This window comes from Calothrix sp. NIES-2098 (genome assembly GCF_963875125.1).
Taxonomy (GTDB): Bacteria; Cyanobacteriota; Cyanobacteriia; order Cyanobacteriales; family Nostocaceae; genus Aulosira.
Window position 1 is genome coordinate 3,814,528 of record NZ_CAWNKJ010000001.1, and the last position, 15,947, is coordinate 3,830,474.

The 15,947-nt window shown below is 37.7% G+C and carries 16 protein-coding genes; 11 read left to right on the forward strand and 5 right to left on the reverse strand.

Annotated elements, in window-relative coordinates:
- Window positions 1-311: 311 nt before the first annotated feature.
- A complete protein-coding gene (locus AACU33_RS15965; RefSeq protein ID WP_096589614.1) occupies window positions 312-692 on the reverse strand; it encodes a sulfite exporter TauE/SafE family protein in 381 nt (126 codons plus the stop codon).
- A gap of 454 nt (window positions 693-1,146) precedes the next feature.
- On the opposite strand from AACU33_RS15965, the gene AACU33_RS15970 reads away from it, so the two are divergent.
- Window positions 1,147-1,983: a sulfite exporter TauE/SafE family protein gene (locus AACU33_RS15970; protein WP_339376061.1), complete on the forward strand. Its 837-nt coding sequence runs from the start codon at window positions 1,147-1,149 to the stop codon at window positions 1,981-1,983.
- 1 nt (window position 1,984) lies between these two features.
- Window positions 1,985-2,365 carry a DUF1634 domain-containing protein gene (locus tag AACU33_RS15975; RefSeq protein ID WP_096589616.1) on the forward strand — a complete coding sequence of 127 codons (381 nt, stop codon included), beginning with the start codon at window positions 1,985-1,987 and terminating at the stop codon, window positions 2,363-2,365.
- A 131-nt stretch (window positions 2,366-2,496) separates the two neighbouring features.
- Here the strand turns inward: AACU33_RS15975 and AACU33_RS15980 are convergent, their stop codons facing one another.
- The 3 genes from AACU33_RS15980 to AACU33_RS15990 all read right to left on the reverse strand — a co-directional run bounded on the left by AACU33_RS15980 (window position 2,497) and on the right by AACU33_RS15990 (window position 4,981).
- On the reverse strand, window positions 2,497-3,492 hold the full coding sequence (locus AACU33_RS15980; RefSeq protein ID WP_096589617.1) for a VOC family protein: 996 nt from the start codon (window positions 3,490-3,492) through the stop codon (window positions 2,497-2,499).
- Between the two features lie 85 nt (window positions 3,493-3,577).
- Window positions 3,578-4,591, reverse strand: a complete 1,014-nt coding sequence (locus AACU33_RS15985; RefSeq protein ID WP_096586464.1) for an IS701 family transposase — start codon at window positions 4,589-4,591, stop codon at window positions 3,578-3,580.
- 246 nt (window positions 4,592-4,837) lie between these two features.
- Window positions 4,838-4,981, reverse strand: a complete 144-nt coding sequence (locus tag AACU33_RS15990; RefSeq protein WP_339376062.1) for a hypothetical protein — start codon at window positions 4,979-4,981, stop codon at window positions 4,838-4,840.
- Window positions 4,982-5,190: 209 nt separating this feature from the next.
- Here AACU33_RS15990 and AACU33_RS15995 point away from each other — a divergent pair, with 209 nt between their 5' ends.
- The 6 genes from AACU33_RS15995 to AACU33_RS16020 all read left to right on the forward strand — a co-directional run bounded on the left by AACU33_RS15995 (window position 5,191) and on the right by AACU33_RS16020 (window position 10,532).
- Window positions 5,191-7,611, forward strand: a complete 2,421-nt coding sequence (locus AACU33_RS15995) for a glycoside hydrolase family 15 protein (protein ID WP_096589618.1) — start codon at window positions 5,191-5,193, stop codon at window positions 7,609-7,611.
- A gap of 272 nt (window positions 7,612-7,883) precedes the next feature.
- Window positions 7,884-8,390, forward strand: a complete 507-nt coding sequence (locus AACU33_RS16000; protein ID WP_096589619.1) for a DUF3172 domain-containing protein — start codon at window positions 7,884-7,886, stop codon at window positions 8,388-8,390.
- 126 nt (window positions 8,391-8,516) lie between these two features.
- Complete coding sequence (gene lepB, locus AACU33_RS16005; RefSeq protein ID WP_096589620.1) at window positions 8,517-9,116, forward strand: signal peptidase I; 600 nt, start codon at window positions 8,517-8,519, stop codon at window positions 9,114-9,116.
- Between the two features lie 120 nt (window positions 9,117-9,236).
- Window positions 9,237-9,434, forward strand: coding sequence for a DUF4396 domain-containing protein (locus tag AACU33_RS16010; protein WP_339376063.1), 198 nt, complete (start codon window positions 9,237-9,239; stop codon window positions 9,432-9,434).
- 2 nt (window positions 9,435-9,436) lie between these two features.
- Window positions 9,437-10,030: a DUF4232 domain-containing protein gene (locus tag AACU33_RS16015; RefSeq protein ID WP_339376064.1), complete on the forward strand. Its 594-nt coding sequence runs from the start codon at window positions 9,437-9,439 to the stop codon at window positions 10,028-10,030.
- A 61-nt stretch (window positions 10,031-10,091) separates the two neighbouring features.
- Complete coding sequence (locus AACU33_RS16020) at window positions 10,092-10,532, forward strand: cupin (RefSeq protein ID WP_096589623.1); 441 nt, start codon at window positions 10,092-10,094, stop codon at window positions 10,530-10,532.
- 122 nt (window positions 10,533-10,654) lie between these two features.
- Here AACU33_RS16020 and AACU33_RS16025 read toward each other — a convergent pair whose 3' ends face one another.
- Window positions 10,655-11,086 (reverse strand): DUF2231 domain-containing protein, encoded by a 432-nt coding sequence (locus AACU33_RS16025; protein ID WP_096589624.1) that lies wholly within the window; start codon window positions 11,084-11,086, stop codon window positions 10,655-10,657.
- 714 nt (window positions 11,087-11,800) lie between these two features.
- On the opposite strand from AACU33_RS16025, the gene AACU33_RS16030 reads away from it, so the two are divergent.
- From AACU33_RS16030 to AACU33_RS16040, 3 genes are all read left to right on the forward strand, one after another.
- Window positions 11,801-13,030 carry a zinc-dependent alcohol dehydrogenase gene (locus AACU33_RS16030; RefSeq protein WP_096589625.1) on the forward strand — a complete coding sequence of 410 codons (1,230 nt, stop codon included), beginning with the start codon at window positions 11,801-11,803 and terminating at the stop codon, window positions 13,028-13,030.
- Between the two features lie 185 nt (window positions 13,031-13,215).
- Window positions 13,216-14,004 (forward strand): alpha/beta fold hydrolase, encoded by a 789-nt coding sequence (locus tag AACU33_RS16035; RefSeq protein ID WP_096589626.1) that lies wholly within the window; start codon window positions 13,216-13,218, stop codon window positions 14,002-14,004.
- Between the two features lie 48 nt (window positions 14,005-14,052).
- A complete protein-coding gene (locus tag AACU33_RS16040; RefSeq protein ID WP_096589627.1) occupies window positions 14,053-15,780 on the forward strand; it encodes an alpha/beta fold hydrolase in 1,728 nt (575 codons plus the stop codon).
- Window positions 15,781-15,947: the final 167 nt, after the last annotated feature.

Below are 15,947 nucleotides of genomic sequence, written 5' to 3' on the forward strand. Positions count from 1 at the left end.
TGGATGCTGTTGTGGACAGTAATCGCTTACACACGCAATCGGTTACTGAGCCTTAGATGAACTCAATATATTAATCACAGTAATTGACGAGATCGTTCTATTTCTTGGACTTGTATCTGACTATTTCCGGCGTCATTGTTGGACTTCTGATCCCTTAACAGCACTGCTGTGGGGGATATTATTTCTGAGGAAAAAATGTGTTGAACTGCATCAGGGAGAAATTTATGTAGAAAGTGAGGTTGGTGTTGGAACAATTTTTACAGTCAATATTCCCCAATATAATAGCAAAAGCTATTGAACAGAAGAAATAATTATAAATTAGAATCGCCTGGATTCATAAATATGACTCTAATAGCACTTACCAGTAGTAAGACTCCAAAAATCCTCGCCAAAATTATATTAGATAATCCGGTTCCTATTTTTGCTCCAAACCACCCACCTAATACAAAACCTAGACAAAGCAGTGTTGCTATCTTAATGTCCACATAGCCTTGTTTGTAATAAGTCCATGCAGCCAAGATATCAATAGGAGGAACAAGTAAAGCTAATGTTGTTCCTTGAGCTTGGTGTTGAGAAAAACCAAATACAAAAATTAAGGCGGGTAAAATAATTATACCACCACCAATTCCGGTAATTCCACTGACTGTTCCTGCTATTAAGCCTAAAATTAGACAAATTAAAGCGTTATCCATTAATTTTTCTTTGATTTACTGTACAAAGCTACAACATTCACGTTATCTAGAATATGAAAAGTATTTGATCGTCACTTGTCATTTTTATGAATAAAGTATGACATTTATTAATAGTTAAATGTTTAGAAAATACACACAAGTTAGCGGGTGTTTATAGCAAAGTTATAAGCAGGTTATGGAATGAAGTCATGATGAATGAACTACTATAAATTGATAAAACTACAGTAGTTAAATGACTTGTATAAATTTGAAAAAAAGTGGAATATATGTGTAAAATAATATATTTTATCTGAAATTTTTAGAATAACTAAATATGCAATATTATTAAATTGTTATTATTTTGATAACCACAAATGTTTGCTTTGATTAATGAGCAAGTCTAAAGTAAGCTCAACTAATAACTAACAAGATAATCTGTGTTTCAAGTATAAAGCCCAATCATGGAGAATTAACCTTGAATATTATAGATTTTTCACTATTAGTATGGTTTGGCTCCCTAGTTGCTGGGTTTTTAGGAGCTTTGACAGGTTTAGGCGGCGGGGTAGTAATTGTTCCTTTTTTATCTGTAATTTGTGGAGTAGATATTCATTATGCGATCGGTGCTTCTTTAGTATCTGTAATTGCTACATCTAGTGGAGCAGCATCTGCTTACGTGAAGGAAGGCTACACCAATCTGCGGTTAGGGATGTTCTTAGAAGTGGCAACAACATTTGGTGCAATAGTTGGAGCAATGGTGGCAGCGAAGATTTCTACAGGAACAATTGCTGTTGTGTTTGGGATTGTTTTACTTTACAGTGCCTACTTATCTCGTCAACAACATTCTGAAAACATAGATAATTTACCACCAGATCCGCTAGCAACGCGCTTGAAGCTCAATAGTACATATCCAACTCCAACGGGAGAAGAGTCTTACAACGTGCGTGGTGTTCCTTTGGGGTTTGGATTAATGTTTACTGCTGGTGTACTTTCTGGCTTGTTGGGTATTGGTTCAGGCGCGCTCAAGGTACTGGCAATGGATCGAGTTATGCGTATTCCGTTCAAAGTTTCTACAACTACTAGCAATTTCATGATTGGAGTGACAGCTGCGGCTAGTGCTGGAATTTATCTTAATCGAGGTTACATCGATCCCGGATTAACAATGCCAGTAATGTTGGGAGTTCTGTTTGGTGCTGTTTTAGGGGCGCGGTTATTGATTGGAGCTAAAGTAACTCTTTTACGAAATATTTTTAGTGGTGTCATTTTCGTTCTAGCCCTGGAAATGATCTACAAAGGACTAACTGGGAGGCTTTAGAATGGCTTTTAAGAAGCATACAAAATCCGAACGGCGCTTTGAACAGTTTATCGGCAACTTTTTAAGAATTGGGGTGATACTTGCCACGGGTTTGGTTCTATTAGGTGGAATTTTGTACTTAATTCGCCACGGGGGTGAGGTTCCCAATTACCAGTTTTTTCGGGGGGAACCGACAGAGTTTCGCACTCCCAATGGATTAAAAACATCAATATTATCAGGTCGTAACCGAGGTCTTATTCAACTAGGGCTACTGCTACTGATTGCGACTCCAGTTTTACGAGTCGCTTTTTCTTTGTTAGCTTTTGTTCAATTAGGAGATTTTTTCTATGTAATTGTGACTCTGATTGTACTGTTTGGACTGGTATACAGCCTTATAGGATAAGATTTTTCAAATTTGATTTATGCGAATTAGTTTGCGATCGCATTGGTTACAAAATACAAAAACAAGCTAACTTTGAAGACATCAAAGCCTTTAGCACCTCTCACAATAGTTATCTCCTGACTCTGGTTTCACTATTGGGTAAGCAGCAATATGGTATGTCCGTCTGGATCTTTAACTAAACAACCCTGCTGATAAGGCTGGGAGCTATCTGCAAACTGCACAATTTTGGGCGAAACCAACTGAACTCCGTGCTGACGCAGCTTATCTACAATCTGCTCAATGTTGTTAACGATGATTTGGACTTGCACCGTTGCAATATCGCAACTTTTCCAATCACTAGGTATAGGACGACCTTTAGGGGGTACAAGATAGTCTAACAACTCAATCCCTACGCCACCTTGAGCGGGTCGCAGTCCTGTAATTTGGACTTCTGCTCCTGGTAAATTATCCATACGCGCTTGAGTTGCACGCCAGTTGAGACTGCGGCTATCGATTTGCATTCCTAGAAGATCGCGGTAAAAGTGTAGACTCTGCTCAGTGTTAGAAACTGCGATCGCACTATGATCGATTCCTAAAAATAAGCTATCTCTGTTTTGATGCCATTTATCTTGTCCTTTATCAGGCGGAAACCAAATTAACTCTAAATCATGACCATCAGGATCTTTAAATTTGAAGGCGCGGACACCACCAGAGGCTTCATTATCAGGCGGTATTGTCTGGGGAGCAGCTGAAATTGATTCAATTGGAAATGAACGCAAATGCGAATAGGCTCGATCCATATCACTTACCACAATCGCTAGATGTTGAAACCACAGGTCATTACTTTGAGAATCGCTGGGTATGGGTTGAGAGTGAATGTTGAGATATTCCCTCAACTCAATGAGTTCATCACCTAATTGCAAGGTGACAATGCGAATGTTTGCCCCAGCTACACCTTCTAATTCGCTATAATTCTGTCCTGAAACAGTGATGTCAGAAACGAGTTCAAAACCGAGGGCTTGTGTATAGAAATTCAAAGAGCGATGTCTAGCGACAAGCCGCTCCGCGTCTACGCAGTTTGTTACCGTTAAGCCAATAGCTCGAATTCTTTGTGCCTGTACTATATTAGCGCGACTAAATGTATTCATAAATGATTGACCTTAACTTATATAGGACTTACGCAATTGGCACAAATAGCAGGCAGGGCAAAGCCCTGACACGCGACAATATAAATCAAACCAAGCACATAAAAATACTTGGGCGCTTCAGTTGCTGAATTAAATAATTAGAAAGCAAGTTATGCTTGATTTGATAGATAGTTTTGCCAGTTCTATAGGCTAAATTCTTTAACCTAACCCAAACCAACATTGCACAAGCAATATGATTTCTTTGGAGTCTAGCTTTCCGACACTGGCAAGATTCAATGCCAGTTAGTTGTTTAATTTCCCTGTGAAACTCCTCTATTTTCCAACGAATTTTACACACCTGTTGTACAACATCCGTGGAACTTTGAGATAAATCGTTAGTGGCGACATAATCCGTTCTGTTGGTAGAAACAGTAACCCGGAATAGTTTCACTTTTTTATTAGCTGGGAATCCTTTAATTTTTATGATTTTACCACAGTCTAATTCTTCTTGGTTCCATTCTAATAATTCAATCCGTTTATATTTTTCTTGACCAAATGTATCATCAACTAAACGATTATTTTTTAAAGGGCAATAATAAATTTTGTCTAAGCTATCAATATATAGCATTAAACTGTGTACCGCATACCATGTATCCATCAAAACAGTATCAAATGGTAAAAGCTTATGATACACAAGGTTTTGGAGCATATCTTTCACATGGTCTATCTTGGTTTTCCCATCGACATCAGGATTAAAAATTCGATAATCTATGACCCAAAATCTTTGAAGTGTAGGGTTGACATACACGCAGCTAACTACACCAATGCCTTTCAGGACACCATGCTCATTACCACTATATTGTCTTCTGACTATTTCTATTTCTTCAGAATACTTTTTATCTAAAACGCTATCATCAAATATGATGTAACCATTTTCATCAGACTCAACGACCTCTTTCACGTTATCCCATAGTAAACGAGGTGTTAATTTTTCGGTTTTCAAATAATAGTTAATTGCGTCATGACTAATACTCTCTAAATGCTCTGCCAAATTGGTAATTGTATAATTAATTTGACTACTTAATAAATATTGGCAGTAATTAAGCTTAGTAAATCTCATTACCCTTAGCGAAATTTATCTAATATAACCTCTACCTATTTTCTCACGAATATTTCGATAGTACTTCCAAGACAGCGACTTCTATTACGAAGGCAAAGCTTTCAAAATCAGATTTAATTAATACCTATGTACTATGAACTAACGATCGCATTGTGCCAGTTGCGTAAGTCCTGTTATAATTAAAGTTTTTATAATTACCAAGATTAGAGAATGAAAGATATTGAGTTTTCTGCTTTTTTAAGGATTTCATACAATAATGAAAATGATATGAAATTTATCTAAACCTTGGGGTAGAAATTTTAATTCACCCAATGGTTGGAGGCGATCGCCACAGTAAACTTCTAAAGTGATAGCAGAATCAAAGCAATAGCGATCGAGAATACAATCCATGCCTAGATTATTTTTGGCACATTCTTAGCAATAATTTGATTAGGAAATATAATCAATAAAGTGAATTTTTAACTCATTTATTAAATCTTGAAATGTATAAATAGTTGACAATAAAAATTAATAGATAACGTATTTTTTAGAATTAACAACATTAACATTTTAGAGTTTGAGGACTGTTAAATAAACAAAAAGCTACTCAAAGCTAAATCATGAAAATTCTTAGTCAAGCACAGGCTTTTGGCGCACCTGGTATTGAGCCACGATGGACTCATGCGAATAAAGATGCAGTCGGAACAGCCTACTCTACCTCCAGTCGCGTTTGGTTTACTATTTGGAATGGTGTGGTGACAGAAGTTTACCATCCGACAGTAGATAGACCCCAAATTCGGGATTTGCAATATCTAATTTCTGATGGCAAAAGCTTTTTTCACGAAGAGAAACGCCATTTAGAATCGAAAGTAGAACATCTGTGGACTTATGGCTTAGGATACCGCATCACTAATTCCGATCCTCAAGGGCGTTATGCCGTGATTAAGGAAGTAATTGCCGATCCGCATTTATCGTGTATTTTACAGCACACTAAATTAGCTGGAGAGTGGGATTTTATTTCCCAACTTCATTTATACGCTTTGTGTGCGCCGCATCTGGAAGTTAGCGGTAGAGGTAATAATGGTTACGCAGTAGAAGTAGCTGGAAAAAATATTCTTGTAGCAGAAAAAGGAGGGACTTGGCTAGCACTAGGCGCAACAGTCCCGTTTACTCGTCTTTCCTGCGGCTATGTCGGTCAAAGCGATGGCTGGACAGATTTAGCTGATGATTTTCACATGGATTGGGAGTTTGACTCTGCCGAGGATGGTAATCTGGCTTTAACTGGAAAACTAGACTGGAATATTAGTGATGAGTTTATTTTAGGGTTAGCATTTGGTACAACCTTGCACAATGCGATTTCCACCCTGTTTCAGTCGCTGAACCTTCCTTTCTCTGAGCAGAAGCAGCAATATAAAGAACAGTGGAAGCGATGTCTAACGACAAGCCGCTCCGCGTCTACGCGCAGCGACATCAAACCGTTAGAAAATGTCTCCTATGACCAAGGTAAGTTATATCACAACAGCGTTAGTCTATTGTTGGCACATGAAGATAAAACTTACCCTGGTGCTTTAATTGCATCTATGGCTATACCTTGGGGTGAAGCTAAAGACGACCAAGACCAAGGAGGATATCACCTTGTCTGGACGCGGGATATGGTGAGCAGTGTAGCAGGTTTGGTGGCCGCTGGGGAAACTGATACCGCAGTGCGATCGCTCATTTATCTTGCTACCAGTCAACAGGAAGACGGCGGATTTGCGCAAAACTTCTGGGTTGATGGCGAACCCTACTGGAAAGGCATCCAACTAGATGAAGTAGCATTTCCTATTCTTTTAGCATGGCTTTTACATCAGGAAAATGTACCACTAAACTTTGATATTTATCCCATGATTTTGCGGGCTGCGGGTTATTTAATTCGTCATGGCCCTGCTACCCAACAAGAACGCTGGGAGGAATGTAGCGGTTATTCACCTTCTACACTTGCAGCCAATATTGCTGGCTTAATCTGCGCGGCTCAATTTGTGCGTGAAACTGGTGATGAAGCAACAGCGCAATTCATCGAAGAATACGCAGATTTTTTAGAATCTCACATTGAAGACTGGACAGTAACTACTGAAGGCACTCTAGTTCCTGGAATCAAACGGCATTATATTCGGATTACTCCTACAGATATTAATAATCCTCAACCCAACGAAAATCCAAACCAAGGAACTATTTTCATCGCCAGTCAGCCACCAGGGGAACCAACAGAATTTCCTGCAAAAGAAATTGTCGATGGCGGTTTTCTACAATTAGTGCGCTACGGAATTCGTAAACCCAACGATCCAATTATTGTTGATTCTGTCAAAGTCCTTGATGCAGTCTTAAAAGTAGATACACCCGTTGGGCCTTGTTGGCATCGTTACAATCACGATGGTTATGGACAGCAAGAAAATGGAGATCCTTATGTTGGTTGGGGTAAAGGACGTGCTTGGCCTCTTTTAACAGGAGAACGAGGACATTATGAATTAGCTGCTGGCGGCGATGTCAAAACATATATCAAAGCGATGGAAAGATTTGCTTCCGACACTTGTTTGCTACCAGAACAAGTTTGGGATGAAGCCGATAAACCTGATGTTCATATGTATTTAGGAAAACCCACAGGTTCAGCCATGCCTTTAATGTGGGCGCACGCCGAGTATATCAAGCTGCTGCGATCAACTCATAACGGTCAGGTTTTTGATTTTATTCCAGAAGTAGCTAATCGATATTTAGGTGAAAGAAAGCCGTGTAAATCATTAGAAATTTGGAAGTTTAACCGCCAAATAAAGCAAGTCAAAAAAGACCAGACATTGCGAATTCAAGCTTTAGAATCTTTTCAGTTGCACTGGTCAGATGATAATTGGCAAACTACACAAGATACACCTTCTACTGCCACAAAGCTAGGAGTGAATTTTGTAGATATTTCTGTGTCTGATAATCAAAAAAAGCTCATCAGCTTTACTTTCTTGTGGATTGATAGTAACAAATGGGAAGAGCGTAATTACACAGTTGCAGTTAGTTGATTAGCTGTTAGCTGCTCAAAGCTACCTAAGTTAGTGATGTTGTAGAGTGGGCAGTAGTGCCTACTCTTTTTGTAGACAATCTTTCTTAAATACTTTGACACAAGTTTGTCAAATGAGAGCTTTAACTTAAAAATATGGGGCTTTAAGTTGAATTTATAAAGTTAAATCCAAAATTATTTGTCAAAAATTATACATATAACTTTGTTTTATTCATGCTCAAAACCGATAAAATCTTGCAGTTCATCATTTAATCAAAGACAAAGAACTGAATTATGTTCAAGAAACCTCAATCATCTACCGATAAAACTACATTTAATTTTCGCTTTAATACACTAATAGCTGCAATTGTTGGGGCTGCTATTATGGTAGGCATTGTTATTGGTGTGAGCATCAGTAGCGTTGCTAATTCCAATCCACAGAATGTTGCCAGCAGCAACTATATTGATACTGCTGCACCTAATGCAGATCTTTGTGTACAGTATGGAGCCAGCGCAATAGTTACAGATGCTCACATTTTTGTGACTCTTAATCCTTTTAAAGTCTACGTCACACAACCACAGATGCAGCCTGGATGTGTCTTGCGTCAAAATGATTGGGCAGTTCTTCAACAAAAAAATCTGGTGACATCTACAAAAATGAATGAATGTAAGCAAAGTTTAAATACTTTTGCTTTCACAGGTAAACTGGAGAGTTCACCGAATATTTACTGTGTTTATCAGAATGATGCTGCTGGTAATTTATTTGTAAATAAAAATAGTAACAAGCCAGCTAACTCTTAATTAAAAGTTATGCAATTGCTTTCTCAGTCACCATGACACAAGAGAATAATTCAAAACTCTATGGTGCTACGTGGATAAGATTTAGCATCAAAAAATATCTATATTTTATTATAGTGATAGAAAATTATGGGTAATCTTGAAGAAGACAAAGCAGAAAATTATGCTTGGAAAAATAGTTTTTGGTTAGAAGGACTAAAAACCATCAGTTTGAGTTTAGTTTTAGCATTAGGAATTCGTAGTTTTGTTGCCGAAGCCCGTTATATTCCTTCTGGTTCAATGGAGCCTACACTGCAAATCAATGATAAATTAATCATAGATAAAATTAGCTATGATTTTAGCACTCCCAAAAGAGGCGATATTGTTGTTTTTAATCCCACTCAAACATTAACAGCAGAAAACTTTCACGACGCTTTTATTAAACGTGTAATTGGTTTACCTGGGGAAAAAGTAGCAGTGAAGAATGGCAAGGTATACATAAACGATACACCATTAAAAGAAAATTACCTGGAAGCTAAACCAGATTATCAGTGGGGGCCTGTGGTAGTTCCGGCTGGTTCTTACTTAGTTCTTGGGGATAATCGCAATAATAGCTATGACAGTCACTATTGGGGATTTGTACCTGGTAATAAGATTGTGGGTAAAGCAATTCTGCGGTTTTGGCCTCTGAATCGAATTGGAGAAATAAATAGACCAAATTATCAACTCAATCTACCCAAGAAATTGTAATAATTAATTTCACTTTAGGTGAATTAATTATTAGATTATCCCACTTGAGTTAGATGTTTTATCTATATAATTTCGCTCTCATAGATAATGAATAACTTTGAGATCATAGGAGAGCAAAAAATGCCCCAATGGCTTTATGGACTGGCTATAATTTCCTTAGTTACATCTGGCATTTGCACTTTGATTATTACTATTGATATTTTTCCCAACAATCCCGTGTTTTGGTTCATGATGCAGATTGGAATGGTCTGCGGCTTTTTAACCAGTTATCCGGTAAATTGGTGGTTGCTTAGTAAAAAAATTAAGGAAGTGATGTAATCTTGAGACATAAAATCAAATTTTTCTTCAAAGTTTATAGGGGCGGTATATTCGTAATTTTTACAGCACTGATAACTGGTTGTGTAAATTCTTCTTTAGTCCCCAAACAACAACCAACGCCAGCGACTACAGAACGTTTTAGCCCTCAAACTAACTCTGCTTCTCATCCTCCAAGTTGCCAAACCGAACAATTATCTGTACGTAAAGTATCTACAAATGCTGGTGCAGGAAATGTCGCCATTATTTATGCTTTTACTAATAAAAGTTCATTACCTTGTAACCTCTATGGTTATCCGGGATTTGAGTTGCTAGATTCTAAAAATCAGCCTCTAAAAGGCGTGAAAGTGATACGTTCTTCAAGCCCATATTCTGCAAAACAGCAGTCTCTACAACAAGTAACTTTAGCCCCAAATGGGCAAGCTTCATTCGATATTGCTTACAACCACATTAGAGATGTTGGTCAGTCTTGTCCAACCTCTGTGAAGATTGAAATCACGCCGCCAAACGCCTACCACCATTTCACTTTGCCAGAAACAATTAATGCTTGTACAGGTAAAGTCAGAGTTAGACCAGTACAACCAGGCATTATTCAATAATAGCGATCGCCTGCTCATACATTTGGGATCAAATTTTCTCCAGTCCAAAGGAGCAATTTTTATGCAGAATAATCAATCGCACGAACCGACAATTGACTACTGGTATGTTTGGACTGACCAAGACGGTGTAAGTCACCAGTCCCGTCGTCAGATTGAGAATTTCATTCACAAAGGTATAGCACCGGATACCTCTCCTCAATGGCTGGCTAAATTGAAGCAGCCTGGTGCCACAATTACGTATACTGTTTTACCAGTAGGATGGGTGGGAAACTGGCATGAGAACCCGAAGCCTCAGTGGATTGTACCGCTATCAGGACGCTGGTTTGTGGAAACTATGGACGGACAGCGAGTAGAGATGGGGCCTGGCGAAATTTCATTTGGAGGAGACCAGGGAACGAAAGAGGACGCACAAGGGCATAAGGGTCATCTGTCTGGAACAGTAGGTGATGCGCCAGCTGTCCTGATGATGGTACAATTTGACGAGACACCAAGTATGGAGTAATCCTACTGTTTGAGGTAAGGTTAGTCTTTTTGATGTAATTGCATTAATGCTAAATAATGCTTGTTTAAATGTATGGGACAAGGCAGCAGGTTAAAAGAAATTTCTTCTGCTTTGTTCCTTCTCTATGTAGGCGGCTGTACGGCTGTACCCACACCGTATTCATACACTAATTCTCCGCCATAGTGAGAGCCGTATAAAATTGCACCGACTGCGATCGCAGCAATGACAAAATAAATAATGGCAAATTTTGGCATACCTTCCCTGGTGATACTGCGCCAAATCCCCAATACTACAAACACTACCGTAGAAGTTATTTGGAAATGTTCGTGATTCTCTAAAATTTCATGGGCTTCTCCAGTAACTCTAACTGTATGTTCTGCTTGCATTCCTGTAAATACAGTGACAATGGCTGATAGAACACCTAAAGAAAAACACCACCATCCAGCACTAAATAAGGATTGCTTTTTCAGGAAATAACCAAGAATATCAAAAAGTAAACCTACAGAAAGTAATGCTAAAGGAAAATGAACAAACATCGGGTGGATATTTTGCATATTTTGTCTCAACTTTTAGAGAAATTAATCTATTTAAATACTTGATAGCCTTAATTTTATATTTTTATTTTGCTTTTACAAAAACAATTTGAAATTACCTAAATAAATTAAATATATGTTATTGCCTAATTTTAACTTAAATTCTGTTGGTTCAATAAAACTAATGTGACAGCAATATGACAAATTTATTTCAAATTTATTATTTAGAACTAATTTCCTCAAATATGTATATTTTATCTATATATTCAGACATAATATATTCCTTGAGATAGAGATATTTAAGAAGATTTTATTTGCACTTTTGTTGAATTCCTGCTAGTAACTGACAACTTAGAAAAGTAGCGATCGCAACTGATAGGGCGTTGCAAAGATTCTTGTAGAAAAGCCTGTCATGCCAAGCGCTATCTTGTTAACAAGTGTACTATTGCTTAACTTTTCTCCACTCGATCTAACCATCTACAGTCTCTACAATTTATATCCTCCTAGAGGATGATAAGAAACTATAGCGATATAGATACTATAGTCTCTAAGTACGTATGCCATGTAGGGCAAAATCAACTCAATCTTTTATTGAATGAGTCATTAAAAAGTTTAATTTTGGTCAAAATATTTCATCTCTGTGGCATAAATATTTCAGTAGATTTCGTATTAGCTAAATTCAACGGATACCAGTTATTTCTTGAAAGGTAAACTCAGAAATTAGGAGTATTTAAAATGAAAGCAGTCGTCTTTCACGGAATTGGAGATATTCGCTTAGATAATGTCCCAGAACCAAAAATTAAAGAACCAACAGATGCCATTATTCGGCTAACTTCTAGTGCAATTTGTGGCACAGATTTACACATGATTCGGGGAACATTCACAGGCATAAAACCCGGCACAATTTTAGGGCATGAAGGTGTTGGGATTATTGAAGAGATTGGTTCCAATGTGCGGAATTTTAAAGTAGGCGATCGCGTTGTTGTTCCTTCAACTATTGCCTGTGGTTACTGCTCTTACTGTCGCACAGGTTATCACGCTCAATGTGACAATGCTAATCCCCACGGACATAACGCTGGCACAGCTTTTTTTGGCGGGCCAGAAGCAGCAGGCCCCTTTGATGGATTGCAAGCCGAATATGCGCGGATTCCTTATGCCAATGCGGGGTTAGTCAAGCTACCAAAAGAAGTCACAGACGACCAAGCAATTCTCCTATCTGACATCTTCCCAACGGCTTACTTTGGTGCTGATATTGCAGAGATTACACCAGGAGACACAGTAGCTATATTTGGTTGTGGCCCTGTGGGACAGTTTGCGATCGTTAGTGCTAGGCTATTTGGTGCAGGCCGAATTATAGCAGTAGATACAATTCCCTCACGCTTAGAAATGGCACGTGATTTGGGTGCAGAAGTCATCGATTATAATGCCGAAGATCCAATTGAAGCCATTCGCGAACTAACAGGAGGAATTGGTGTAGATAGAGCCATTGATGCAGTCGGTGTAGATGCGAATGCGCCTGACAGTGGCCCGGCTGCGGAAAAAGCACGCAAAGAAGCACAACAATTTCAACAGCAGTTACAACAAATTGCACCTAAAACTAATCCGCAAAATGGCAATTGGCATCCCGGTAATGCACCTTCTCAAGTTTTGGAATGGGCAGTTGAAGCTTTAGCTAAAGCTGGTACGCTTTCGATTATTGGAGTTTACCCACCCAGCCATAATTTCTTTCCTATTGGTATGGCGATGAACAAAAATCTCACTATCAATATGGGTAATTGTAATCACCGCAAATATATTCCTACTTTGGTGGATTTAGTTCGTAATGGCACAGTAGACCCAACAAAAGTTTTAACCCAAGTCGAACCGCTAATGTCAGTTCTTGATGCATATAAAGCTTTTGACAAACGGCAACCAGGCTGGGTGAAAGTTGAATTAGTACCTGGAGCCGCTTTAGCTAATGTTTAAAGTTTTTCCCAAGATTGGGTTTTAAATCCAAAATTTTACATCAGCAAGTTACCCAACTTGCTGATGGTTTTTGCTTTTGAGCATAAGAGGTTGTACTGCAAAACTTTTAGTTTTTTTATGGAATAATCATTACAAAAAATAGTAGTATTTCGGAATTATTTGAGTCTTTGTTTGAAGTTATAGCTATGCAATCTCAAGTTCGTAGTCATTCTTATTTCTTAGCTATTCAGCCTTCTAATCCTCGCAAACCCCTGTTTATATTTCTTCCTGGAATGGATGAGACTGGGAAAGAATTAATGTATATTCAAACAGCAGGTTTAGAGACTGCTTTTGATGTCTGTTGTTTTGTAATTCCACCGGATAATTTAAAAGGTTGGGATGAAATGACACAACAATTAGCTGCTTTAACTCAGTTAGAACTAGAAAAAGCACCACGTTCATCTGTTTACCTTTGTGGCGAATCATTTGGAGGTTGTTTGGCGCTGAAAATTTTAGAGAGATTTCCACAACTATTTACAAGAGTTATTTTAATTAATTCTGCTTCTTCTTTTTCTCGTGTCCCTTGGTTAACGCTAGGTTCCCTTATATTTCCTTTAACACCAAAATTCTTTTATAAATTCTCTTCTTTGATATCTTTACCTTTTCTAGCGCATTTAAATAAACTTTCATTTCCTGCTAAAGAAGAACTTTTAAAATCTACCCGTTCTGCACCTCAAGCAACAGCTAATCAGCGGTTATCTCTAATGAGAGAATTTAATATTGACCAGCAAAAACTAGCTCAAATTACTCAACCTGTCTTAATAGTTGGCAGTAAATCCGATCGACTTTTACCTTCAGCAGATGAGGCACAAAGGTTAGCTAAGATTTTTCCTCATCATCAAATCAAAATTTTACCTGATAGTGGTCATGCCTGTTTGCTAGAAGATGATGTTAATCTCTACGAACTTTTGCTTTCCGAACAGTTTACTATGTAATTTAGCTTGATAAATATGAAGAAGTCGCAGTTAAGAAATTTTAGTACAATGTCAACGATAATTAATAAATACTGGTATCTATCCAATGGAGGTAAAAATTCTAATTATAGCAATGATTTTAACGGTAAAAAAATTAGTAATCTTCTAGGGAAGAAAGCTGTTTGCATACAATTAGCTTTGGGTAGTTTTGGCATTAGTTTATTACATACGTTCACTATTTATCCGGCTTTAGGTGCAGAGAGTATAACTTTTTCCTATGGTCTTTTAGAACAATCTATCCCCATTAAATCACTTGATGCTTATGCTAAAACAGGTAAAATAGATGAAGATTTAGCTGCCTATACAAATTCTGTAAATAAAAAACAACTAACACAATTACGAAAAGTATTGGTAACTCCAATTTCTTTAAATGCTACAGAAATTTCCCAGTTTCTTTACACGCCCATCGGCGAACGACTGTTAACCAATTTAGGAAGAATTATTCAAACAGAGTCTCGTTTATCAGGCTTCTATGCAATACGTGCAGCGCTGATTTTAGCGGCAGCCACAGATCCAAAAGGTTTTACCCTTTTAGATGTATTAAAAAGATTTCCTGCTCAATCAATTTCTATTAATTTGGCAAGAAGTTTAGAAATTGTTGATACATTACAAGATTTAGTCAATCAAACTCAAACAGCAGTAGCATTCATTAACCAACAATCTCAACAACAAGCAACCACTGTTTCTGCGTTGAATGTTGCACCATTAATCAACCTCAGACAACCAGGTAGTTTTACTTGGCAAAAGCAAACTATCACACTCAATGATGTATCACGTAACCGAACTTTTCCTGCTGATATTTACTTACCAATGACACAAACACCTTCTCCGGTGATTGTCATTTCCCACGGATTAGGTTCTGACAGAAATAGTTTTGCATATTTAGCTGAACATCTTGCTTCTTATGGTTTTGTGGTTGCTGTTCCTGAACATCCCGGTAGCAATTCTCAGCAGTTACAAGCATTATTGTCAGGAACAGCAGATAGAGTTACTAACTCTAGAGAATTTATCGATCGACCTTTAGATGTGAAATATCTATTAGATGAACTCTCTCGGTTATCACAATCTAACCCAGTATTTAGGAGACATTTAAATTTAGACCAGATTGGTGTGGTTGGACAATCATATGGTGGCTATACAGCTTTAGCATTAGCGGGAGCAAAAATTAATTTCACAAACCTAAAAAAAGACTGCCCAGCCTCAGAAGATACGCTCAATCTTTCAATATTCTTTCAGTGCTTGGCTGTACGTTTACCGCAGAAACAATATAATTTATCCGATCCTAGAGTGAAGGCGATTATTGCCATTAATCCTGTTGATAGCCAAATTTTTGGGCAAGCTAGTCTCAGCCAAATTAAAATTCCAGTGATGATTGTCTCTGGTAGTAATGATACCGTAGCCCCTGCTTTACCAGAACAAATTAAACCATTTACTTGGTTGACTACTCCCAATAAATATTTAGTATTAATTAATGGTGGCACCCACTTTTCGACTATCGTAGAATCATCAAATGCAGTTGTGCCAGTTCCTACACAAGTAATCGGTTCTAGTCCTGAATTAGCTCGTAGTTATGTTAAAGCTTTAAGCATTCCTTTTTTTAAAACTTATGTAGCCCAACAACCAAGGTATATTTCTTACCTCAGCGCAGATTATACCAGTACTATTAATCAGCAACCACTACCTTTAAGTTTAGTAAAATCTTTGAATCCTGAGCAATTACAACAAGCTTTGAAATAGTTTAATTTCTAGGTTTAATCAAGGGAGATACAAAGTGGCTACTCTCAAGATAAAGTCTCACTATGAATCCCCAAGGTAACTCAGTTTTATTTTAAAATAAATACAAATAAACTAGTAAAATGTTAATTTTCAATATTAATAAAATTTCAAAAAGTTTAAACCCAGAA

Bases quoted from the DNA above. Each gene is read 5' to 3' on its own strand.
- AACU33_RS15965 (WP_096589614.1), bottom strand. From the start codon at position 692: ATGGATAACGCTTTAATTTGTCTAATTTTAGGCTTAATAGCAGGAACA.
- AACU33_RS15975 (WP_096589616.1), top strand. From the start codon at position 1,985: ATGGCTTTTAAGAAGCATACAAAATCCGAACGGCGCTTTGAACAGTTT.
- AACU33_RS15980 (WP_096589617.1), bottom strand. From the start codon at position 3,492: ATGAATACATTTAGTCGCGCTAATATAGTACAGGCACAAAGAATTCGA.
- AACU33_RS15985 (WP_096586464.1), bottom strand. From the start codon at position 4,591: ATGAGATTTACTAAGCTTAATTACTGCCAATATTTATTAAGTAGTCAA.
- AACU33_RS15990 (WP_339376062.1), bottom strand. From the start codon at position 4,981: ATGGATTGTATTCTCGATCGCTATTGCTTTGATTCTGCTATCACTTTA.
- AACU33_RS15995 (WP_096589618.1), top strand. From the start codon at position 5,191: ATGAAAATTCTTAGTCAAGCACAGGCTTTTGGCGCACCTGGTATTGAG.
- AACU33_RS16000 (WP_096589619.1), top strand. From the start codon at position 7,884: ATGTTCAAGAAACCTCAATCATCTACCGATAAAACTACATTTAATTTT.
- lepB (WP_096589620.1), top strand. From the start codon at position 8,517: ATGGGTAATCTTGAAGAAGACAAAGCAGAAAATTATGCTTGGAAAAAT.
- AACU33_RS16010 (WP_339376063.1), top strand. From the start codon at position 9,237: ATGCCCCAATGGCTTTATGGACTGGCTATAATTTCCTTAGTTACATCT.
- AACU33_RS16020 (WP_096589623.1), top strand. From the start codon at position 10,092: ATGCAGAATAATCAATCGCACGAACCGACAATTGACTACTGGTATGTT.
- AACU33_RS16025 (WP_096589624.1), bottom strand. From the start codon at position 11,086: ATGCAAAATATCCACCCGATGTTTGTTCATTTTCCTTTAGCATTACTT.
- AACU33_RS16030 (WP_096589625.1), top strand. From the start codon at position 11,801: ATGAAAGCAGTCGTCTTTCACGGAATTGGAGATATTCGCTTAGATAAT.
- AACU33_RS16035 (WP_096589626.1), top strand. From the start codon at position 13,216: ATGCAATCTCAAGTTCGTAGTCATTCTTATTTCTTAGCTATTCAGCCT.
- AACU33_RS16040 (WP_096589627.1), top strand. From the start codon at position 14,053: ATGTCAACGATAATTAATAAATACTGGTATCTATCCAATGGAGGTAAA.